At 64.4% G+C, this 21,240-nt stretch carries 18 protein-coding genes and 1 pseudogene; 8 read left to right on the top strand and 11 right to left on the bottom strand.

The features are described from left to right. Positions 1 to 222: 222 nt before the first annotated feature. From OG624_RS40550 to asnB, 5 genes are all read right to left on the bottom strand, one after another. Positions 223 to 2,826 (bottom strand): type 2 lanthipeptide synthetase LanM family protein, encoded by a 2,604-nt coding sequence (locus OG624_RS40550; protein WP_371640724.1) that lies wholly within the window; start codon positions 2,824 to 2,826, stop codon positions 223 to 225. A 475-nt stretch (positions 2,827 to 3,301) separates the two neighbouring features. Then, the gene (locus OG624_RS40545) at positions 3,302 to 3,442 is read right to left on the bottom strand and encodes a mersacidin/lichenicidin family type 2 lantibiotic (RefSeq protein WP_371640723.1); all 141 of its coding nucleotides are present in this window, start codon (positions 3,440 to 3,442) and stop codon (positions 3,302 to 3,304) included. Further along, entirely contained in the window at positions 3,435 to 3,716 is a 282-nt protein-coding gene (locus OG624_RS40540; RefSeq protein WP_371640722.1) for a PqqD family protein, read from the bottom strand. The genes OG624_RS40545 and OG624_RS40540 overlap by 8 nt, the downstream gene beginning before the upstream one ends. Next, positions 3,716 to 4,486: a hypothetical protein gene (locus OG624_RS40535; RefSeq protein ID WP_371640720.1), complete on the bottom strand. Its 771-nt coding sequence runs from the start codon at positions 4,484 to 4,486 to the stop codon at positions 3,716 to 3,718. The genes OG624_RS40540 and OG624_RS40535 overlap by 1 nt, the downstream gene beginning before the upstream one ends. Beyond that, the gene (asnB, locus tag OG624_RS40530; RefSeq protein WP_371640718.1) at positions 4,479 to 6,692 is read right to left on the bottom strand and encodes an asparagine synthase (glutamine-hydrolyzing); all 2,214 of its coding nucleotides are present in this window, start codon (positions 6,690 to 6,692) and stop codon (positions 4,479 to 4,481) included. Before asnB ends, OG624_RS40535 begins: the two co-directional genes overlap by 8 nt. A 620-nt stretch (positions 6,693 to 7,312) precedes the next feature. On the opposite strand from asnB, the gene OG624_RS40525 reads away from it, so the two are divergent. From OG624_RS40525 to OG624_RS40495, 7 genes are all read left to right on the top strand, one after another. Further along, complete coding sequence (locus OG624_RS40525) at positions 7,313 to 8,569, top strand: MFS transporter (protein WP_371640716.1); 1,257 nt, start codon at positions 7,313 to 7,315, stop codon at positions 8,567 to 8,569. Positions 8,570 to 8,572: 3 nt separating this feature from the next. Further along, positions 8,573 to 9,577, top strand: coding sequence for a diiron oxygenase (locus tag OG624_RS40520; RefSeq protein ID WP_371640715.1), 1,005 nt, complete (start codon positions 8,573 to 8,575; stop codon positions 9,575 to 9,577). A 223-nt stretch (positions 9,578 to 9,800) separates the two neighbouring features. Then, positions 9,801 to 10,031 (top strand): hypothetical protein, encoded by a 231-nt coding sequence (locus tag OG624_RS40515; RefSeq protein ID WP_371640714.1) that lies wholly within the window; start codon positions 9,801 to 9,803, stop codon positions 10,029 to 10,031. A gap of 12 nt (positions 10,032 to 10,043) precedes the next feature. After that, the gene (locus OG624_RS40510) at positions 10,044 to 11,261 is read left to right on the top strand and encodes a hypothetical protein (RefSeq protein ID WP_371640713.1); all 1,218 of its coding nucleotides are present in this window, start codon (positions 10,044 to 10,046) and stop codon (positions 11,259 to 11,261) included. Then, complete coding sequence (locus OG624_RS40505; protein WP_371640712.1) at positions 11,254 to 12,390, top strand: M20 family metallopeptidase; 1,137 nt, start codon at positions 11,254 to 11,256, stop codon at positions 12,388 to 12,390. Before OG624_RS40510 ends, OG624_RS40505 begins: the two co-directional genes overlap by 8 nt. 80 nt (positions 12,391 to 12,470) lie before the next feature. Further along, complete coding sequence (pyrF, locus tag OG624_RS40500) at positions 12,471 to 13,217, top strand: orotidine-5'-phosphate decarboxylase (protein ID WP_371640711.1); 747 nt, start codon at positions 12,471 to 12,473, stop codon at positions 13,215 to 13,217. Continuing rightward, positions 13,217 to 14,020: a BtpA/SgcQ family protein gene (locus OG624_RS40495; RefSeq protein WP_371640710.1), complete on the top strand. Its 804-nt coding sequence runs from the start codon at positions 13,217 to 13,219 to the stop codon at positions 14,018 to 14,020. Before pyrF ends, OG624_RS40495 begins: the two co-directional genes overlap by 1 nt. 160 nt (positions 14,021 to 14,180) lie before the next feature. Here OG624_RS40495 and OG624_RS40490 read toward each other — a convergent pair. The 4 genes and pseudogenes from OG624_RS40490 to OG624_RS40475 form a co-directional block, all read right to left on the bottom strand. After that, positions 14,181 to 14,518: pseudogene (locus OG624_RS40490) on the bottom strand (transposase); the annotation flags it as partial. A gap of 32 nt (positions 14,519 to 14,550) precedes the next feature. Next, positions 14,551 to 15,758 (bottom strand): IS3 family transposase gene (locus OG624_RS40485; protein ID WP_371640708.1). Its coding sequence is split into 2 segments (ribosomal slippage): positions 14,551 to 15,512 and positions 15,512 to 15,758, totalling 1,209 coding nucleotides; the frame shifts between segments, so codons are not numbered across the junction. A 427-nt stretch (positions 15,759 to 16,185) separates the two neighbouring features. After that, positions 16,186 to 16,590: a transglycosylase SLT domain-containing protein gene (locus OG624_RS40480; RefSeq protein WP_371640707.1), complete on the bottom strand. Its 405-nt coding sequence runs from the start codon at positions 16,588 to 16,590 to the stop codon at positions 16,186 to 16,188. 1,398 nt (positions 16,591 to 17,988) lie between these two features. Then, positions 17,989 to 18,570: a TIGR03086 family metal-binding protein gene (locus OG624_RS40475; RefSeq protein WP_371640706.1), complete on the bottom strand. Its 582-nt coding sequence runs from the start codon at positions 18,568 to 18,570 to the stop codon at positions 17,989 to 17,991. Positions 18,571 to 18,949: 379 nt separating this feature from the next. On the opposite strand from OG624_RS40475, the gene OG624_RS40470 reads away from it, so the two are divergent. Further along, positions 18,950 to 19,354 (top strand): hypothetical protein, encoded by a 405-nt coding sequence (locus OG624_RS40470; RefSeq protein ID WP_371640705.1) that lies wholly within the window; start codon positions 18,950 to 18,952, stop codon positions 19,352 to 19,354. Positions 19,355 to 19,616: 262 nt separating this feature from the next. On the opposite strand, the gene OG624_RS40465 is transcribed toward OG624_RS40470, so the two are convergent. Then, positions 19,617 to 20,450, bottom strand: coding sequence for a transposase family protein (locus OG624_RS40465; protein ID WP_371640703.1), 834 nt, complete (start codon positions 20,448 to 20,450; stop codon positions 19,617 to 19,619). Positions 20,451 to 20,522: 72 nt separating this feature from the next. Next, a complete protein-coding gene (locus OG624_RS40460; protein ID WP_371640702.1) occupies positions 20,523 to 20,978 on the bottom strand; it encodes a hypothetical protein in 456 nt (151 codons plus the stop codon). Between the last annotated feature and the right edge of the window lie 262 nt (positions 20,979 to 21,240).

The following is a 21,240-nucleotide window of genomic DNA, read 5'->3' as shown; positions in this document are numbered from 1 at the left end:
CGTGCGGCTCCATGGGTAGGGCCGAGAGTTTCGGTTGATGCGGTGAAGTGCGAGTCCTCCTGGGAAGGAGGTCGAATGCGCCTTTCTCAATGTGAGTGAAGCACGAGCCTCAGGCGAAAGCGGGTAAGTTCCATGGCCGAGCCGCCGGCAGCTAAATCGCTCGTCTGGTGGACCATCGTCTGAGCTCCGAGCAGGATGCGTCACCCGTGGCCTCGCGGCACTTCAGGTGCCCAGCAGGAGGATGTCGGGTACTGCACGTACTGGTAGCGCTGTGCGGAGCAGGCCGTACCCGATACCGGCTGCACCGTTCATCAAGCCCGGTACCCAAAGGTTGTGCGGGACACCTGTACGCACCTGGCCGGAGAGGACTCGATGGGCTACGGCCATTGCGGCCTGGCGTGCGCCTCGGACGAGCGCCGGATCACCGGCGGTCTCGCCGGCGGCCCGCAAAGCCTCGGCCAACCCCAAGGCGCCGTGACACAGTGAGTCGTCGGCCACCCCTGACTGCAGGGTTCGCTGTACGGAAGCAAGCCCTGCGAGGCCGGGCCGCCTCCCCATCCTTGCGGTGGCGAGCAGCGTGCCCGCAGGTCCGCGACACCAGGCGTTGGCCCCGACGGTCGCTGCAGAGTTCTCCTCAGCCAGAGCAAGAGACACGGCTACCGTATAGCGGTGGTCACCCGTCAAATCGGCAATGGCGGACAACGCGTAGGCGAGACCCGCGGCGCCGTACCCGAATCCAGGGGGCCCGTGGGGAGACCTGGAACGGCTCACGAGTATCTGTCCCGCCTGATGCACGGCGGCAACCGTCTGTGCGTGAGGACGTGCGGCGTTCAGGGAGATGAGCGCGAGTGCAGCCCCCGCAGCACCACCGATCACACCGAACGTCTCGTCGTCCTCAAGGTTCTGAGATATCGCCGGTACAAGAGACTGGGCTACATCGAGAAGCGCCGGCTCCTTCCACAAGCACCCAGTCCGGATGAGCAGCATGAGCACGCCGCACAGATCCTCGAACCCACCGACAGGCATTCCCCGGAGGTCCTCAGGGTCGGGTATGCCGTCAGGGTCTGCGAGAGCCTCCACGACCCTGCGCGCTGCATGCTGGTAGCGGGCGGTCCCGGTGACAGAAGCCAGCTCTGCCAGGAACAGGGCGATGCCGGTCACTCCCGAATACAGTCCCAGACCGCTGGCGCCTACCACCCAGTACTGCTCACCGACCAGGTTGAGGTTGGCCCATTCCACCACCCCGTCCGCGCCCCTCTGGACTGTTGCGAGTAGGCGGTCCCCGATACGGGACGCGGCAGCAAGCACGATCTCGGAGTCCGTGCCCTGATGGCACTGTGTCCGGCCACGCCGAACAGGTTCCTGATGGTGGCCGCCGACCTCACGCGTGGCCAGGGAAGCGTGCACGAACCACAGCTGGTCTCGGAGATGCTCTTCGCTCAGATTCTCCAGCCGATGCCGTGCAGCCTCCAACCCGGTCTCACGGAAATAATCGTCCGCGAGCAGACCACTGTGGTCGAAGAGCGCCGGGCTGGCTGGCTTGGCGCAGAATACGGGAACATCCCCACAGCCAAGCTGTGCGATTTCGCTGGCCAGGACTTCGGCGTCGCCCTCCGCGTCGGGATCCAGAGCCTCAAACAGGTACCGGCGGTCGAGGCTGTCCCTCAGGACATCCGGGTGCCACGATTCCTCAAGCAAGACTCTGTAATCCGAGGTGTTACGCAGTACGGTCCGTACGTCGGCGTCAGCGAATATGTCCAGCTCGTGGCACAGGTCATCGCGGCTGGCGAGAAGAATCCGGTAGCAGTCCTCGAATCCCATGATCAGATCGCGGCGCATGGCCGGCGGGCTGGCGGGCCTACCGTCCAGAATGGGACGGTTGGCCGTCCCGCCTACGGGCACCCGCTTGCGTGCGATCCTGAGCCGGTCCGTGCCACCGTCCGCTAGGACGGCGGCGGGCCGTATCTCGAACTCGTCTCGAGCCGCACCCCCAGCCATGCCGCTGATCTCCATGGCCCGGACACCCACCTCGTCGACCTCCACCACACGCTGCGGAAGCAGACCCACGGCGAGGACCGAGCTTCGAAGAAGCGCGCCCACGGGATCATGATCAGCGTCGGAGGCCGGCTCGGTGTGGAACAGCGCCTCCAGGTCGATGAACGCCGGGTGCTCACCCGCTGCGATCAGGTTCTCCAGGTGCATGTCGTAGCAGCCCAGCACGTGGAACAGGGCGAGATGGGCCCCTAGCCGCCAGGCAAATCTGGCGAGAGCCTCCGAGTCGGTGCAGGGCTCGGCTGCAATGAAGGCGCTCCAACCGTAGCCCGGACGCTCGAGAAGGCGTGTCGGCCGCAACAGGTGCCGCGGGTTTCGGTCGTTGACCCACCCCAGAAGACGGTTCACGTGTGTGTCTACCGCGAAGCTGCGTGGCTTGTAGACCAGCCTGTTGCCGTCACGGAAGTCGAGGATGGCCACAGTGCGCCCGCCACGGTGTGCATCGCCGGCACCGAAGGAAAGACCGGCCACATCCTGAAGACCCTCGCCAGACAGCGCGAACCTCTCACGCAGTACACCGAAGTCGGCAGTGAACCGCTCGGCGAACTCTGCCCGGACATGGATCCACTGCTGGAGATGCTCTACCAGCCCGCGGGCCAGCACAGGGTAGTCGGCCAGGAAGTCCAAGGCCCGTGCAGGCTCCAGGAGGCTCTCGCCGAATGCATCGAACCGGGCTTCCGGGGTCGGCCCGTCGAGGCGGCCTTCCAGGCGGGCAGCGTTGAGTTCGAGTGCCAGCGTCCGCTGGACCATCATGCGCAGGGTCTTCATGTCCATGCCGAACAAGGGATGGACATCGGGAAGCCGCCCCGCTGCTCCGAGACGCTCTTGAACTTCCGCGCGCGCCCACCCCGCGAGCGGCTCCAGCCAGGCCATCGGGACATCGATACCCGTATCGGCTGTGGGGAGGGAAGTCCCGGCGAACCTCGTCCATGCATCGACCAGGATACCTACCCACTCGGGCGTACCGGGAAGACGCTCCTTCAGTCCGCGCGCGGACTCCCCAGCCAACTTGAGCAGATGGTCAGGAGACAGGCCCCACCGAGCGCTCAAAACATCCGATTCCAAGTGCAGGCCCGGAACGAGCAGACCCTCCTGCCACACGCGCACGCGTGCCACAGCGCGTCCGTGCTCAGAAGGGTCGTGCTTGGAATCTTCGACTGTGGCACGCTCCGCCAGCGTGAGCCCCGACCACCAACGGGAATCATCGAGGAATCGGTCCAGCACCGTGTCGCCTCTCGTTCTGGTCTTGCTATTCCCGGCTCAGGCTGGGGATATCGATGTCACCCGACGGATGGGGAGGAAGCGCTGCCCGCTCTTGATCGCTGAGACCGGCCCGGAACAGAGGGTCACGCCATGCCCTGATCACTTCGCTCACTGTCAGCTCACACATGGATTGCCCCGTATTGCGCCAGTTCTGAAAGGACTTCGATCGTGTCCGCGACAGCGGTCTCGATGTCGACTTCGTACTCCTGGGCGAGGAGTTGTCCGATCTCGTCGACCGAGAGCACCCCGTCGATCCGCTTCCAGATGAACGCGGTCGTCTCCACGAGTTCGAAAGCCTGCTCGGGAACTGCGATCACCAAGGTGCCACCGATATTGCGCACCCGGATGTCGGGGCGGACGGACGGAACCGACTGCCCGGATACCGGGCTCGCCCCGGCCATCAGACGGCCACTTCCATCGTGATGCCGCGGCAGACCGAGATCACCTCGTTGATCCAGGGCGCGGGGTCGGCAAGGTCCAGTGAACGCATGGTCTCCAGGGCCCAGTACTTGTCATACGGCAATACGGACGGTGCTGCCGCCCGGACTCTGCGGGCCCTCCACTTCTCGCCCGGCCCGCATTCACCGACGGAGGCAAGGAGTGCATCGACTGTGAACTGGAACGCTGCTCGGGCAGAAAGGACGGCGCTGTCCAGGTCGCCGGCCTCCAGCTGCCCCACGGCGTCCTCGACGCGGGAGTCGGCCATATTGAGCGCGCGTGCCGCAAGGACGGACCGGAACGCCGATGCCTCTACCCGGGCACGCCAGTCCGACAGCAGCTCATGCCCGCCCGCCGCCGCGCCGAAGGTGAGCCGGTCCAGCAACTGGACCTCACGCAGGACAAGCTCGACGGTCCCCTGCTTGAAAACATCCCAAGTCACCTTGGCCAGGACCTGCTCAACCTGGCTAAGCGTCCAGTAGCGCATGTCCCAACGCATCCCGCCGACAAACGTCTCTTCCCCCAGTACGTCGGTGGGCATGAGTGGCACGGAGTGGCGCGAGGCCCCATCACTCGTCCAGGGCTCGTCAGAGACCACGTAGAGGTCAACATCACTCGAGGCGTTGCCCCAGCCTCGGACGAGTGAGCCCGCCTCGAATACACAGACCCAGGACGGGGGCAGCAGCCCCATCGTGCGCAGTTGGTCCAACTGGTGACTGCGGTCCTCAGACATCCATGGCTCCCTTCGTGGCAGCCTCGACGACGAGGCCGAGATCAAGTACTTCTTCCAGCAAAGGCCTGACTGCAGCGAGCGGCCGACCGGTGACGGCCAAGAGCTTCTCCAAGGAGGTCTCACCGTCCAGAGCGCGCAGTATCGCCACGAGCGCGGGCTCTTCCTGTTCATCGAGGACGAACTGGCACGCACCGTCGACCAGGAGATACCAAGTACCCGGCTCCGTAGGTGCACAGACAAGGAGCGTGTCCGGCCGGACCGCATACACAGTGGCAAGGTCCACGGGGTGCTTCCACAGGGCGACCTCCCGGATCCGATCCTCGCTCTCGTCCCAATCGGAATAGGCGAAGGTCACGGGTTCCGGGGCCTTGAATGCGGCTGCCGGCGCAACCGGGAGATCCATGGTCATGCGCTCGAGCAGGCCGAGATTGACCAGCCGCAGGAGATGTTCGACGCTCCCGTCCATGGGATCGCGCTCCAGACGCCGGAGACTCTCACGGATACCGTCCTGGTGGATGAACTCACGGGCCCGCTCGGAGGACAACGCCTCATCGAGGAGTGCACCATCGCGCTGGGTCAGCATGCGGACGAACGTACGGTAAGTGTGGCGTTCTCCCGCACCGTGGAAGAAGGGAACCTTCGGCCGGTTGATCAGCTCCGCAGGGAGGATGCCTACCATCGCCTGACGAAGGATGCGCTTGTCCCAGAGCAGGGCTTCACGACGGGCTGCAGGGATCGATGCCACCAGCTCGACAAGGCGGTGGTCGAGGAACGGCACTCGGGCCTCGACGCTGTTTCCGGCCGCGGTCCGGTCCTCATGCCAGACGTTGTACTGCTGAAGACTGCGGTACTTCCAGGCAATGAACGCGTCGTAGGGATCCGGTGCCTCGATGCCCCGGCCCGCGTACGCGGCCGCGTCGTTGAGCAGCGGCAGGTCGGAGACCTCCCACCAGCCCGCAAGTCGAGGACGGTCATCCAGCGCCTTCCGGCGAGACATCCCGCCGATGTTGGCAAGGAAGTCCTCCCAGCCGCCACCGCCGGCATACTCGGTGGCGTACCCCCCGTTGAACTCGTCAGCAGCAGCGCCCAGCAGCATGCCTTTGATCTCAGGGTGCTTCAGGCGAGCGTGGCGATGCAGTTCGTACTTGTAGAACTGTTCAGGACCACAGAGCGGGGTTTCGGAGAGCCACAGCAGGCTCTTCCATTCTTCGACACCCGGAACGCGCTCGCTGTCGAAGAGGATTTGCTCGTTCGGCACACCGAGCATCTTGGCCGCGCGATGACCCCACTCGGCGTCTCCGTTGACAACGGTCGCTCCGGTCAGTGCGGTGAAGGTCTGCAGCCCACTCTGGCCGGCCAGAGCAGCGACCGATGCCGAGTCAATGCCTCCGCTGAGGAAGAGCCCGAGCTCAGCGTCGGCCATGGCACAGTCCTGGACTGACTCGGTCAGCAGGTCACGGTAGCGCGCGACGTACTCCTCGTCCGAGGCATCGGAGTCGGCAGCCGCACCAGGCAGAGACCAGTAGCGGTGTTCGCGGGTCGACCCGTCCGCGAGGTCTATCTCCATCACCGTCGCAGCCGGTGCCAGCTCGACGTCCTCGAACCAGGTGTTGATCGGTTCGTGAGTCAGAGCCGGTGTCGAACTCAGTCCGTAGTCGGCGAGTGCTCCGCTCCAGTCCAGACGCCTGGGTGTTGCGGTGTCCGCGAACAGGGCCTTGATCTCCGAGGCGAAGACGATTCGCTCCCGGTTGCGATGGAAGAACAACGGCTTGATGCCGAATCGGTCCCGACAGAAGAGGAGCTTGTTCCTCCGTCTGTCCCACAGGACCACAGCGAACATGCCGTTCACCTGGTTGAGGAAGTTGAGTCCGTCACGCTGGTAGAGGTGCAGGAGCACCTCGCAGTCCGACTGGGTCTTGAAGCGGGCGCCGGCGGGAAGGGAAGCGGCCAACTCACGGTGGTTGTAGACCTCACCGTTTGCGATCAGGACGACAGATCCGTCCTCGCTGATCAGAGGCTGCCCTCCTCCCACAGGATCCACCAGCGACAGCCGGGTGAAGGCGAGGCCGACTTGGTCCTCACGCAGCAGTCGCTCATCGTCGGGACCGCGGTGGGCAAGGGTACAGGCCAAGTTGCGCAGCAGCTCGTCCGCAGCAGGTGTCAGCATGCCGCCGTCGATCCGGGCAACACCAGCGATTCCGCACATGTCATTCACCTTCATTGCAACGCGAGCCGGACTCAGGATTAATCACCGGGTACGCGTCACATCAAACCAACATGTGACGCGTACCCGGTGACCTACTTACTTGGTGGTCGCGATGATCGTGCCGAAGCCGACCTTCTTGGCCGACGGCTTGATGTACTGCTTCATGAGAATTCACCCCCATTTCTGCAAATGGTTTGAGGGTGTCAGGACCTGCGGTCGTCTCCGGTTCGGTCACGGAGAAGTAAATTGTCCGATATGAACGCGACCTCAGAGGCTGGATCTTCCGCAAACGTGAACCAGCCGCCCCCTGCCAGCTCTAGGCCAGCACACCCCCTGGCCGGATCATCCCACGTCAGAGATGGGATCCGGCTAGCGACTGCATTGTCACCCGCCAGTTGATCATCCGTCAACCTCGCCAGTCATGTATGCCTCGCGTGAATGACTCGTGGGGTGATCGGTATGGCGGCTACGTCCGAATCTTCATGACTTGGACTGGGTGCACAAAGGCTAGACGGATTCGGACATTTCGGAGTGCAAAGGACTTTCTATGGATGTCGGATAACTCGACGCCGTTAAATTCATTCGCGTTGCGACGTAAGTGTGCTGCTAGAGTCCCGATCATGAATCTGTGCAAGACGCAGGCTGTAAGCGGGCCTTTAGGGGACAGCAGATTCCGTCTTCTCTGGTTCGGACAAACCCTCTCTTATGCGGGGAGCGCCGTCTTCCCGGTGGCTCTGACCATCGCGCTGGTGAAGGGGATCGGATCGGCCACGGATCTGGGTCTGGTACTGGCCAGCGCCGCGGTAGGAGAAGGTCTCTTCCTCCTCATCGGAGGCGTCTGGGCCGACCGACTGCCCAGGCAGAAGGTGATGATGGCGGCAGACGCGACCCGTGCTGTCGCGCACGTCTTCCTGGGCGTGCAGATAGTGAGCGGCCAAGCTGGCCTCACCGAGTTGATGGTGGCATCCGCCTGTGTGGGAGCTGCTTCGGGCTTCTTCCTGCCGGCCTCCAGCGGCCTGGTTGCCTCGACGGTTGCCCCCGGGCTGCTTCAGCAGGCAAACGCATTCATGGCGGTCTCAAGGCGCTCAGCGATGCTGATAGGCCCCGCTGCAGCCACCAGCATCGCGCTCACCATCGGACCGGGTTGGGCCATGGTCATCGACGGGGGCACGTTTGCAGTCAACGTCCTGACGCTCAGTCGGCTACGCATTGCCCACACGGCCCCACAACGCGACAGCTTCCTAACGGAACTCCGAGATGGCTGGGTCGAGGTGCGTGAACGCACCTGGCTGTGGACCAACTTCCTAGCTCACGGCCTGTGGAACCTTTCCAGAACCGCCTACTTCACTGTCGGTGCGGCAACGGTGATCACAGGCTTGGGCGGCGAGGTTGCCTGGGGGGCTATCGCTCAAGGTGCGACAATCGGTGCATTCGCCGGAGCGCTGCTCTCTCTGCGTATCCGCACCTCTCATCCGCTGGTCTTGGCAAACATCTGCCTGGCCCTGGGCGCGATCCCGCTGGCACTCATCGCGCTGGAAGCCCACACGGCGCTCATTGCAGTAGGTGCCGGAATCATGTCTTTTGCTCTCGGGCTGATGGGCACCCTTTGGGACACCACGGTCCAGCAGCATGTCCCAGCCGATCGCATCTCCCGTGTTTCCGCCTACGACTGGCTGCTCTCGACCGCACTTAGTCCCTTGGGCATGGCCCTGGCCGGCCCTCTGGCAGTGGCGATCGGAGCCAAGGCAACGCTCTACGCGGCTGCCGCACTGATGGTGGTCTCCACCGTCGGAGTCCTGGCCCTGCGCGATGTGCGACGAATCGGGCCGGCCGGCAGCCAGAAGAGCATCGGCACACCTGTAAGCGAAGAGACCTAAGCCATGGAGCCGAACAAGCAGCGCTCGTACCTACGGGACGCCCTCACAGTTCTGAGCACCCCCGGTTCCCCGCTGGCAGACCAGTACGTCAGCAAGTTCACCCGCTGGGACACACGCGCGAGCGTGAGGGTCAAGCCCCAGCGGCTGCTGACTGTCCCAGACACCGGCCAGCTCTACTTTCCACCCGAATTGATGCCAGTGGTGGCGCACCCGCTCGTGAGTTCCAAACCGAACGCCGTGACGGAGCGCATCCTCGCGCAGCGGCTTCATCAGTATCTGTACTTCACCACGGAGCTCGAGCAAGTCGCAGTGATGCCCGTGACCATGAACATCAGTCGTGGTCGAGCCGGGCTCGAGCTGCCGGCAGCAATGCGGGATGATGCCTTCAAGATCACAACTGACGAGGCGTGGCATGCCCAGTTCTCTGACGACCTGTCTCGACAGGTGGAGCGGCAGACGGGCTTCGAAGCATGTGTACCGGACCACTTGTCCTTCATAGGACGGCTGGACAAAATCCGTGGGGCCATGGACCACGATCTGCGTGGAGCGGCCGATCTGGCCTTCTCCATCGTGAGTGAAACCCTGATCTCCTCAATCCTGTCCGATCTGCCCCGGGATCGGCGACTGCCGACGGCAGTGCGGGACCTCGTCCAGGACCACGCCGAGGACGAGGGAAGACACCATGCCTACTTCCGCACCCTGCTCGACTTCTTCTGGCAGGAACTTGCTGCCTCAGAACGAAACCGAATAGGGCCACTCATCCCCGATCTCATCACTGCATTCCTTGAGCCGGACTACCTCGCTATCGCCCTGACGCTCGGGGACGCCGGCTTCAGTATCGAAGAAGCGGCAGAGATTATCAGCGAGTCGTACCCTGCCGACGACACCAGAACGGCCATAGGTAAGTCCTCTCGAGCGACCGTCCGCTATTTCCGAGAAGTCGGAGCGCTCGACTCACCGCTCGCCCACGAAGCCTTCGAGGCCGCCGGGCTGATTACTGCCGACTGACAAACCGTCGAGCTATACGACTCCCATTGATAGATTGATCACAGCAATCCGTAGGCTAGGAGGGCTTGAATGATGAGCCCGTCTGATACCAGGATTGCTGTGAGATCCTATTTCACCCCATGTGCGTAGCCAGAGCATGAGCAGAGGCAAGAATCACGCCGAGGGCAGGCCCTATCGCGGAACTCTCTCGCGCTCCTGAGCAGAGTTCCAGAATGATGGGCCATTGCTTCAAGGTGAATATGATTTCGGCATCCCGGAAACGGGTCTACCGAAATACAGGGTTGACAGCTTCTCGAAATTCTGTAAATCTAATTACCGCGCCGACAAGGGCGCGGACATTATTGACTGGAGGCAGAAAATGAACATCTCTTCCGACATCCTTCGCCAGCTTTCCACCGGTGCCGTCAAGCGCGGTTGCCAGAACTGCGACGACCCGAAGCCGGCTGCGGAGTAGTCGTCAATCGCGGTGGCAGCTCCAGATGGCGGCTGCCACCGCGGTTTCTCCAATCAGAACAATGATCGCAAAATGAGGGGGCAGGCACTTATGGCGCCGGCGGGACATCTGGAATTTGAAGGACTCCTTGGTGAACGACGTATTGCCGCGCGGAGCGAGTTGGCTCAGGTAATCCGTATGCTGTCCACCGAGAACCTGCCTGATGTCGCAAAGGTAGATGCCGAATTGCCGGTAGATGCCTTCTTCGAACCGAGACTCTATTCGCAGTTGGCAGTTCCAGGGTTTGAATCCATGACCCTGTCGCAATTGACCCTCTCGAAGGCAAGTGATCAGTCCGGCTCCCGTCGCGTACGCACGGACAAGGCGGGCATAGCAACCTTCCCGGGAATCGGCCATATCGCGACCGGTATGCCTGATGCGGATCTTACAGCTACGTACTCGCCCGCTAAGCAGGCTTTCTCCTTCCCTGCCGAGGACGGAGTCGAGAAGTGGTGCGAAGTCCGGACAAGCACCTTCGTGCCGAACACCCAGATCGAGATCATCGAGCACATCGATCCCGTCCTGGTCAATTTCCTAGAGCAACACATAGATGCACCTGAGAACCTGAAAATCGTCGATAATCCGCAACGGTATGTTGAGAGCATCTCCAAGGCGCTGGGCTTGATTGATCATGCAGGCCCAGATTTCCACACAGCGCTTGTCGAGTCCCTCCAAGCGATCCTCCTCTTCCAGCATCCAAGTGCCGAATCATTTGCAGCGCTTGGCATGCATGGGATGCTCTTTCTTAATGTTCCAGCAGATGCGGGCATCAACTACTTCGTCGAGGAAATAACTCATCAGGGTGGCCACGTCCTGTTCAGTGAAGCTACCCTGAACAGGGGTGAATTCTTCATCGCGGAACCTGAAGCAGCCCTTTCCGATTTCCTTGGCGATAGCGATCCCCGCAGCATCTACGATGCCTTCCACGGTCTCTACACAGAGCACATGGAGTCCCAGATAGTGCTCGCAGTGTTGGATCGAGAACTTGGCGTTGACGGGCTGGAATCTGCCTTCCGCCGGCATCTGGACGCCGTGCTGCTTCGTCATGCACGCGATCTGTCCCTGATAGGAAAGTTCACAGACGACATCTTCTCGCCACTGGGCAAGGCAGTATTTATGCAGTTCCAGGATTCCTATGATCATGTGATCAAGGAGAATCCGCATCTGCTAGGGGTCGCACTGCATGCTTGATTCGGTTGAGCTACTCAAGCAGATGATCGCAATCCGCAGTGTGAACCCGCTTCTGCCGGGCTCCACTGCAGAGGACGATGAGCAGGAGCTAGGCCATTATATAGCCAACTACCTACAAACGGCCGGCATCGAGGTCGAGCTGCAGCAGGTAAAGGACGGCCGGTGCAACATTATCGGTCACGTCGAACGCAGCGGCCGTGCAGATGACGCCATCATTCTGCTCACCGGGCACATGGATACCTATCCGGCCAATGGTCCACGATCCGGCTATCAGCCGATCCAAGAAGGACGGGACCTGTACGGGCGGGGCAGTGCGGATGCCAAGGGATCGCTTGCCTCCATGTTGACCGCCTTCTGTGCTGCGGCCCAGTCGCCTCACAGGCGCGAGGCCTACATCGCCGCCACGATTGACGAGGAATGCCTGCTGCTCGGCGCGCAGCAGCTCACGTTGCATGGAATGCGACCTACTCTGGGTATTACCGGCGAGCCCACGAATCTGATTCCTATCGTGGCACAGAAGGGAATCATTCGAGGTGCGTTTAAGGTAAATGGCAACGGGATCCACGCCGCATACCCGAAGCAGGGCTCCGCCATTGTGTCTGCAGCACACCTCATCTCCGCCGTGGAATCGCTGAATGAGTCCTATGCGCGAACACCGGGAAGCTCGACGCTTGGGCATCCCAGCATAACCGTCACAAAAATGAAAAGCAGTGGCGGAATGAATCTTGTCGCGCGTGAAGTAGCGGTTTGGTTCGATGCGCGATTCCTCCCGGGTACTACTGGTGAAGACTTCGCCCGTAAAATAGAGGATGAATTGCGCGAAATCCTTCCCGAGGGTGTAGATTTCGTGATGGATCCGCTGACATTCATTTCTCCTGCCAATGACGCACCGCTGACTATACCCGTGATGACGGATCTCTTCTCGGCTATCACGTCAGTGACGGGAACATGTGAGCCGGATCGCTTCTCGTATGGAAGTGAGGCCGGCGTCCTCGCTCAGATATGCGAAGCCAGCATCGTCCTCGGCCCGGGAGATGCCAGATATTCCCATGGCAAGGAAGAGATGATCAGCATTGATCAGGTCGAATCTGCTGTCGAGATATTTCGTAGGATTCTAGTCGGAGAATGATAGAATCCTTGCGGCCCACAACGTGCTGCTTGGGTCGATCTAAATCAACTGCAGAAGAAATCACAGGAGTAGAGTAGACAATGTCCTCTATTGAGACTGCTGGCAACCCTACGGCTCGGGAACGACTCTGTCTGGCCCTCGATCTCTCAGATCGAGCAGAGATCCTCCGGATCGTGGATGAGCTCAAGGACCTGGTTGGGTACTTCAAGCTGAATTCTGCCTTCACGCTCCATGGTCCCGAGCTGGTCCGGGAGATTCTCGACCGGGACGTCAAGGTCTTTATGGACCTCAAGCTGCACGACATCCCGAACACCCTGGCAGGGTATGGGAAATCAGTCACCCACCTGGGCGCTCATCTGGTCACACTCCACACTGCTGGGGGCCTGGCGATGATGCGGGCGGCTGTGGATGCGGCTGACAAGGCAGCTCAGGAGCTCGGAGTCCAGCGGCCGAAGCTGGTTGGCGTGACCCTCCTCACCAGCGTTGATCAGGAAGAACTCAACGGCGACCTGAACATTTCCGGATCGATCGAGAACGAGGTCCGCCGGAGGGCCCTGCTCGCTGCAGAGGCAGGGCTGGACGGGATCGTCTGCTCTCCGACGGAGATCAAGGCGATTCGGTCTGACCTTCCCGAAGACTTCTTCTTTGTCACGCCTGGTGCCCGCTCGCCCGGCGTCAGTGGCCACGACCACAAGAGGATAGGCACTCACGCTGAGGCGATTGCCGATGGCTCGTCCCTGCTGGTCGTCGGGCGCACTATTCTCAACGCGGCTGACCGCCGGCAGGCTGCACTCGGAGTCCTGGGTGAGATCCAGGACGTGTCGTAATGCTCACGCTGCCTGACAAGGCCGTAATCGCCTGCGTGCACCTTCGGCCGACTCCTGGTTCGCCACTCTACGACGGCGACGTGGAAAACATCTACCAGACGGCGCTCCGAGAGGCCGAGGTGTTTTTGCGGCACGGAGTTGACGCCCTAATCGTTGAAAACTTCAGGGATCAGCCCTTCTATCCAGGGACTGTTCCCCCCGAGACGGTGGCCACGATTGCCGGTGTCACTCGGGAAGTCGTACGAATGGCTGACGTTCCTGTAGGCGTGGCAGTGCTGAGGAACGATGCAACGGCGGCACTCGCCATCGCTGCAGCTACTGGCGCTTCGTTCATCCGCGTGAACGTCCACGTCGGTGCAGTTCTCTCCGAGCAGGGTGTCGTCGTCGGAAATAGCCACGAGACCCTTCGGCTTCGACGCACACTCCAGAGCGATGTAGCGATTCTCGCCGATGCTCGAGTGAAGCACTCTCAGCCGTTCGCCTATCAAGACTTGGCGACCGAAGTACGGGATCTTTCGAAGCGCTCTGATGGAATTATCGTGTCGGGTGAGCTCACCGGAATCCAGACGAAGTCTGGAGACTTGGTGACCGCTCGCCAGGCGAGCAGGAGCATGATCCTGGTAGGCAGCGGTGTTACGCCCGAGAACTTGCCGGAGATTTACGAAGAGGCCGACGGGTTCATTGTCGGCAGCTACTTCAAGGTCGACGGGATCGCCGGAAATCCGGTTGACGAAACCCGCGTGAAATCCCTCATGGACAGTGTGCGCCTTCTTCGGGAAAAGACCGTCCTCGCATCGGACTAGCCTCGATCTTTCGTGACGGTCCGTCGGTTTCGCTGGCGGACCGTTTCGGTGTCCGGGCTTGATTGCGGGCAGGCGGATGGCCCGGCTGTCGCGTCGGGTGGGCGCCGGGTTCCACGGCTCCGGTGGTGTGGGGCTGCTCGCAGGGACGGGAAGGTGCTGGTCAGCCTGGGTTCGGGAGGACTTGGAGTCGTGCCAGGGCATCGTTGATCACGTCAGTCCAGGGCCAGTGCCGGGAGAGGCGGAGGATGCGGCGCCGGCTGGTGGTGACGAGCTGGGCGGCGGTGGAGAACAGCCGCAGGCGTCTGGGTTCCCAGCACCGGGCGGTGCCGGTGAGGGCAGCATCGGCATCCAGGCGAGCAGGTCGAGGGCGATCTGAACGATCTCCAGCCAGATCTGGTTCTGCGCTGTGTCGTGGAGGGGGAGGTTGCGCAGGCCGGTGGCTCGCGCGGCCCGGATGCGGTCTTCGGCTCTCGCGCGCTGGCGGTGCCGCAGTTCGAGTGAGGTTGATCCCGGGGAGTGGACACCGGGTTTCATGCGGCGAGTGACAGCGTACGTGACGTGATCAGTTGTTGTTCGAACTCGGCTGGTGTGAGGTATCCGAGAGCGGAATGCCGACGGCGCCTGTTGTAGTACGACAGCCAGCGGAACACCTCAAGCCGTGTCTGCGCCTTCGAGGTCCAGCGTCTTCCGTGAAGCAGTTCTCGTTTGAGGCCCTGGAAGAACGACTCGGCCAGGGCATTGTCGTAGCTCGAGCCGATCCGGCCCATGCTGCGGCGGATGCCGTGCCGGCGGCAGACGTCGGCGAAGGCGGCCGCGTTGTACTGGGCACCCCTGTCGGTGTGGAAGACGACGCCGTCCACCCGGCCGCAGCGGGCAGCCACGGCCATCTCGATCGCGTCGGTGACCAGCGAGGTCCGCATGTGATCGGCGATTGACCAGCCCACCACGCGCCTCGAGCAGATGTCGATCACCGTGGCGAGATAGAGCCAGGTCGTGCCGACGGCTATGTAGGTGATGTCGCCGCACCACCTGGTGTTGAGGGTGTCGGCTGTGAAGTCGCGCATCACCAGGTCCGGCACGGGCGGCGCGGCCTTGTCCGCGATCGTCGTCCGCTTCTTCTTCCGCAGGTGCCGGCCGACGATGTGGTTGACCCGCATCAGCCGGGTCACGCGTTTGCGGTTGATCCGCCGTCCTCTCGCCCGCAGCTCGGCATGGACGCGCGGGGCACCATAGGCGCCATCGTGCTCGGCGTGGACGGCGCGGATCTCGGCCACGGTCCGCTTCTCCTCTGCCTGGCGCTCGGCGCGGGCCTGCCCGGTGGCCAGATGGCGGTAGAAGCCGGCGCGGGACACCCCGAGCACCCGGCAGATCCGCTTGACGCCGAAGCCGGCGCGGTTGTCGGAGATGAAGTCCCAGCGGCGAGGGCTCACTTCACCTCCCGCGCGAAATACGCGGCCGCCCGGCGAAGGATCTCGCGCTCGAGGTGCCACTCTTTCTCGGCCTTCAGCAGCCGGGCGTTCTCCGCCCGCAGTCGGGCCAGCTCCTCCGCCTCGCCACCCGTGTCACGGCGTCCGGGCACGGCCTGGGCCTCGTCCTTGCGCACCCACGTCCGCAGCGACTCCGCGGTGATGCCGAGATCCGCGGCCCCCGCCGCGTAGGTCCTCTTCCCGGCGGCGGCACGGTAGAGCGCGACCGCGTCCTTCCTGAACTCCTCCGGATACGGAGACCTGCGTCCCACCTGGACATCCCTCCCTGGACCATCAAGATCCATTGTCAGGGTGTCCACTCCAAAGGATCAGCCTCAGTGTGCATGCGTACGTGGGTCTGGCCGGCGGCTCGGTACCAGTGAGTGGTCGGCGGGCCAGAAGTTCCGGGCGCCGACCGGGCTGCCGTAACGGTCGTCCGTGCAGTCCGGGCCCCACTCACCACGGGCCCGGACACGCAAGAACGCCCGACCGGGAACCCGGACCGGGCGCGTGCATGCGTGCTACCTGCCTGCCGGCTCAGTACCAGTGGTCGGCAGGCCAGAAGTTCCGGGCGCCGACCGGGCTGCCGTAACGGTCGTCCGTGCAGTCCGGGCCCCACTCACCACGGGCCCGGACACGCAAGAACGCCCGACCGGGAACCCGGACCGGGCGCGTGCATGCGTGCTACCTGCCGGCGGCTCAGTACCAGTGGTTGGCGGACCAGAAGTTCCAGGCGCCGACCGGGCTGCCGTAGCGGTCGTTCATGTAGTCCAGGCCCCACTTGATCTGGGTGGCGGGGTTGGTCTTCCAGTCCGCACCGGCGGAAGCCATCTTCGACGCCGGCAGGGCCTGGGCCAGACCGTACGCGCCGGACGACGGGTTCGTCGCGGTGTGGTCCCAGCCGCTCTCATGCGAAATGATCTTGTCGAACGCGGCGAACTGGGCCGGGTCCTTGATCATCTGCTGCGCGATCGCCTTGGCGCTCGTCGGGGCCGCCTGGGCGGGAACCGTGGCGAGCATGGAACCGGCGACACCCAGGGCGACGACGGTGCCCGCGAGGGCCTTCTTCGAAGCGGCGATACGGCGGACGACGGTGTTGGACACGGAGAAAAACCTTCCACAGGGAACAGGGGCGGTCGCAGGCACGTCGAAGACATGCGTGAGCCACTCACACGGTGGAGAGGGGTTCGTCGGCGGCGGGTCGAACACCCGTGCCGCCTGGCGACACATCCAGTTCTACAGACGCCCCACCCTCCCGGCAACGACCCCACCTACTAACAACCCTCGCAGTCACCACCCCCACCACCCACCCCGACCCGAACCCGAACCCCGCAGCTCACAACCCCTCCACCCGCCCCACACAGGCACCCACCCCGACCACTAACCCGATTCGTATGTGACCCACGCCCTATGGGACGCCTCACCCCCCAACACCCCAAAACTCACCCGACGTCACCACCCCGACCCACCACGAAACCACCGACCACCCTCGAAACGACCGACCACCAACCCCGACCACCCCACAACCACACAAAACCAGGACGAAAGGACCAGAAGGCGAGGAACCGGGACCCCCACCCGAAGGCCACAGGCCGAGCCAAGCGCCAAGGACCCGGGAACCACGGACAGGAACCACAGGCGGGAACCACCGGCGGGAACCACCGGCCGGACCGGGCAACCGAGAACCCCAGGCGGGGCCCGCGCCAGGCCATGTGCAGGCCGGGCATCTCTTCGGTGTTCCCGATCTCGGTGACAGCCTGTTCGACGTTCATGTCCGTCATCTTCCCCTCCCCGCGCCGACCACATGATCGAAGCGGGGGATCACGCCGGTTGCCGGCACCGTTCGGCGACGACTGTGCCCCAAGAAGGATGCAGGCCCTGAGCAGGGTGAACGAGGCTCGGCCACACGTCTGACGCTTGATCGTCGCGATTGCGTCGACGTGTCATTCGACGATGCCGGAGCTGCAGGGGAGGGTGAGGCCGGCGATAGCGGCGTGGACGTCTTGGCGGACGGAGTCGGCGAAGACACCGATGGGTGGTGAACGTTTGGACGTTCGCGTCCGGCACCGGTCCTGAGCACCGGCCACCGGCCGGACCTCCCGACCGCCCGCGGGCAGTCCGCGCCGCGTCAGGCCGCAAGGACACGGCCGCCTGCCTCACACCCCGCCTCGGCACACACCTTCGCCAGGATCCCGATCCCCACCCACCCCCCTCCCCGCCCCGTCACACGCGGGGCAACGAACCCCGCGACTCGAAGGCAACCGCATCAACCGCACCCAACCCCCGCACCGGGAATTCGCCTGCGGGCCCGATGCCGGGCGGACCACTCCCACCACCGGCCCCGACTCCCGCCCTCCCCCCGCCCGGATGCGCGACCCCGTGAACGTCAAGACCCGGATACCCGGATACACACCCACGCCGACAGCACCACCCGAAACGGCCGGCCCCCACAGCGACATGCCAGAAAAGAGGCCCGGCCCCCCGTCACGGGGCCGGCGGCGTTCAGAGCGGATCGCGCCCGCTCAGACCCACGACCCGGTCCAGCAGCGGGGCGTCCTCCGATACGGGCACGACGGGACCGAAGATGCCCCCGCCCCGGTCCCCCTCCGCCGCGGCCGCCGACAGGAACGCGTACGAGGCCCGCAACGCGGCCGGATCGGGCACGTAGTCCAGGCCGGTGGCCCGGGCCAGATCCCACCCGTGCACCACCAACTCGTCCGCCGCCACCGCACCGGCGACAGCACCCGGCAGATCCACACCACCCGCACGGGTCACACCCGTCCAGGCGGCCGGATCCCGCCACGCCCCGGCCAACTCACCCAACACCCCCGGCAGCTCCTCCCGCCAACCGGCGGACAACACGGGCACCACCGGACCGGGGGCTGTGTCCGTGGTCGCACCCAGATCCTTACGCGCCGCATCACGGAAAGCGACACACAAACCTGCGAGGTGACTCAACAGATCACCGACCGTATAAGCCGGACAAGGGGTCGGATCGGCGAGCCGGGCATCGGGAACCGCGACCACCAGACCCGCCACCACCCGCGCCTGCGGCCCCAGATCCAACAACCTCGTACCGGCCATCCGCCACTCCTCCCGCACAGTGGACCTGCAGCCTAGACCGACGCCACGCCCCCTCCCACCCGGCACGACGCGACACGGCCCGCACACGACGCAGCGCGCCCCGAGGCGACCCGTACCCGACACAGCACCACACGCGGATCCGCCCCACCCGACCGGGCGAAGGTGCACCCGCCGCGCCACCCGGGTCCTGCGCGAGGATCCACCCCACCCGGCCCGGGGCCGACGGTGCACCCGCCACGCCACGCCCGACGCACCACCACGACCGCACTCCGGCGTGAGGATCCGCCCCGCCGGACCCGGAGCCGACGGCACGCCCGCCACCGCCCTGCCGCGCCCCGCTCGACGCACCCACCACGACGACGGAGGATGAGGAACTGTGATGACAGTCCTGCTGGTCGGCGTGCTGGAAGGCGCGGAACTGGAACTGCTGCGGTCGCGGATCCAACGCAACCCCCACTTCCGGGTCATCTCCCATGCCCACACACCCGACATCGCCCTGGCCCACGCCCGCGTCCTGCTCCCCGACATCACCATCCTCACACTCCCCGGAAACCTGCGCGAGGACCCGACCGCACTCGATGTCTTCCACGGCGTACGAGCCCTGGACCCACCCAGCGGAGTCGTACTCCGCACCAGAACGGACACGCCCCCCGACGACCTCGCCGGCATCACCACCGACGGAGCCGTCCACCACGTCCGCGCCGGCGACGAAGAAGGCCTCATGCGAGCCCTCCGCACCATCGGACTACGCCGAGCCACCTGCGACCCCGACCAAACACCCTGAACCCAACCCCACCACCACGACCCCGCCGAGCACACCCCACCCCGCCGGAACAAGAACCGGAACAAGGAGTGGGAGAGGGACGGGAGCGGGGGCAGACGGTCGGCACGCGGCAGCCGGCCCGACGTGCACGGTTAGACAACGCCCGGCACACCCCTGCAGTGAGCCTCCGCCAACTTGAAGTTGCAGGTCAAAGGGCTGGTGTGACCGGTCCTCGGGGCGCTCATGCTGGTCGTCGGGGAAAGTCCACAGCGAAGATCATCCGTCAGCGGTTGACTTCGAGGTTCGTCAGGACGAGCAGGGCTCGCAGGAGCTGGGTGGCGCGGGCGGGGTCGGTGCGGAGCTTGGTGAGGATCCGCCAGTTCTTGAGGTGGGCGAAGCCGTGCTCTACCGGCGCGCGTCCGACTGCGAGGACGCAGTTGGCTTCTTTCTCGCCTGGGGTGAGTTTGTGGGTGCGGCTGGCGGCGTAGCCGGTGACGATCACGGGGTCGAGGATGTCGTTGTCCAGGCCGCGGAAGCCGAGGTCGGCCAGGGCCCCGAGGCCGGCGGCGCGCAGGTGGGGCAGGATGTGGTCGTGGCGGGCGGCGGTGTTGTCGTGGGTGCGGCCGGGCCGGGCGGCGGATATCCAGATCAGGCGCCCGTACTCGTCGGTCAGGGCGAGGAAGTGCAGGCCGTGAGTTCGGTGTTTGCCGGAGTAGTTCCGTCGGTCGGCGCTGCCTGTGCGGCGCTGGGTGCGGATGAGGGTGCCGTCGATCAGGACCAGCTCCCCGCCCTGCTTGTCGACCTTCTTCAGGACACGGTCCAGGCGCGGGGCCTGGGCGGCGAGCAGTCCGGTCAGCTCGTCGTGCCAGCGGCGGACGGTGGACTCGGACACGCCGTTTCCGCCGGCCATGTCGGCCAGGCGCTGGTCGTGACGCAGTACGGCCAGGACGATTACCGCGATCTTCCCGGGCGGCAGGATCCGCCACCTGGAGCGAATCGTCTTCAGATGGCGCCGTATCAGGTCGGCGAGGTGGTTGACGGTGCGCGCGGACAGCGGCAGACGGCACTGGTAGACAAGCGGGAGGTTGTCCTCGGCGCGCTCTTTGGTATTCGTCACGCAATTCCAACGGCCTCCGGGGGCAACCGGGTATCGCCCGTGCCGGACCGCTCCGAGTGGCGATGCTGCTGGTCACAGGCGGGTGGTGAACCGGCCGTCGGGCAGTTTGCGGAGCCAGCCGCGGTCGACGAGTCTGAGCAGCTTGCCGCGCAGCGGTTCCAGCTTGGACTTCACGCTGACGTCCACCCCCACTGCCTCGCCGACCTCGCGGGCCATGACCGGTCTGGCGGCCTGCTGCACGGCGATGATGATGCGCTGGTAGTCCCGCGGCAGCGTGTCCTCCTCCTGGCCCGGCTCGCGGTGCGGGATCAGCATCACCGCCTGGCCGCCCACCTGCCCCGGCATCGGCCTGGCGGAGGCGCGTTCCTCGGCGAGCTGCCCGGCTATCCGCTCAAGAACGCTTTCGGCGACGGCGAGTTCGTCCCGTTCGGCGCGCACTTCCGCCAGCTGAGTGGCCAGCTGTTCTTCGAGTTCGTCCAGTTCCGCACGCCGCGCGGTGATCCGTTCCAGCAGCTCGGGATCCAGCATGCACCGGATCGTAGAGGGCTGTCCGGCCCCGGCGGGCAGGAACTGGAGTGCTCGCCGCTCCAGGGCTGGGAAAGGAGCCATAGCGCAGGCGCTCGGCCTTGCCGCCGCGTAGTCCACGGTCTCGTCGATGCCCTTGCACTGGGTACCGTGCAGTCCGGCGGCGAGTGCGGGTTCCTCGGGTGGGGCGGCGGGATCCGGCGCGCGGAGCTGTCCGGGGCGCGGGTCCAGGGCCATCCGCCGCCCCGTCCAGATCCCGCTCAGG

The organism is Streptomyces virginiae (assembly GCF_041432505.1).
Lineage (GTDB): Bacteria > Actinomycetota > Actinomycetes > Streptomycetales > Streptomycetaceae > Streptomyces > Streptomyces virginiae_A.
This window is presented reverse-complemented; position numbering and strand designations above follow the sequence as displayed.

Bases quoted from the DNA above. Each gene is read 5' to 3' on its own strand.
- OG624_RS40550 (WP_371640724.1), bottom strand. From the start codon at position 2,826: ATGGACATGAAGACCCTGCGCATGATGGTCCAGCGGACGCTGGCACTC.
- OG624_RS40545 (WP_371640723.1), bottom strand. From the start codon at position 3,442: ATGTGTGAGCTGACAGTGAGCGAAGTGATCAGGGCATGGCGTGACCCT.
- OG624_RS40540 (WP_371640722.1), bottom strand. From the start codon at position 3,716: ATGGCCGGGGCGAGCCCGGTATCCGGGCAGTCGGTTCCGTCCGTCCGC.
- OG624_RS40535 (WP_371640720.1), bottom strand. From the start codon at position 4,486: ATGTCTGAGGACCGCAGTCACCAGTTGGACCAACTGCGCACGATGGGG.
- asnB (WP_371640718.1), bottom strand. From the start codon at position 6,692: ATGTGCGGAATCGCTGGTGTTGCCCGGATCGACGGCGGCATGCTGACA.
- OG624_RS40525 (WP_371640716.1), top strand. From the start codon at position 7,313: ATGAATCTGTGCAAGACGCAGGCTGTAAGCGGGCCTTTAGGGGACAGC.
- OG624_RS40520 (WP_371640715.1), top strand. From the start codon at position 8,573: ATGGAGCCGAACAAGCAGCGCTCGTACCTACGGGACGCCCTCACAGTT.
- OG624_RS40505 (WP_371640712.1), top strand. From the start codon at position 11,254: ATGCTTGATTCGGTTGAGCTACTCAAGCAGATGATCGCAATCCGCAGT.
- pyrF (WP_371640711.1), top strand. From the start codon at position 12,471: ATGTCCTCTATTGAGACTGCTGGCAACCCTACGGCTCGGGAACGACTC.
- OG624_RS40495 (WP_371640710.1), top strand. From the start codon at position 13,217: ATGCTCACGCTGCCTGACAAGGCCGTAATCGCCTGCGTGCACCTTCGG.
- OG624_RS40475 (WP_371640706.1), bottom strand. From the start codon at position 18,570: ATGGCCGGTACGAGGTTGTTGGATCTGGGGCCGCAGGCGCGGGTGGTG.
- OG624_RS40470 (WP_371640705.1), top strand. From the start codon at position 18,950: ATGACAGTCCTGCTGGTCGGCGTGCTGGAAGGCGCGGAACTGGAACTG.
- OG624_RS40460 (WP_371640702.1), bottom strand. From the start codon at position 20,978: ATGCTGGATCCCGAGCTGCTGGAACGGATCACCGCGCGGCGTGCGGAA.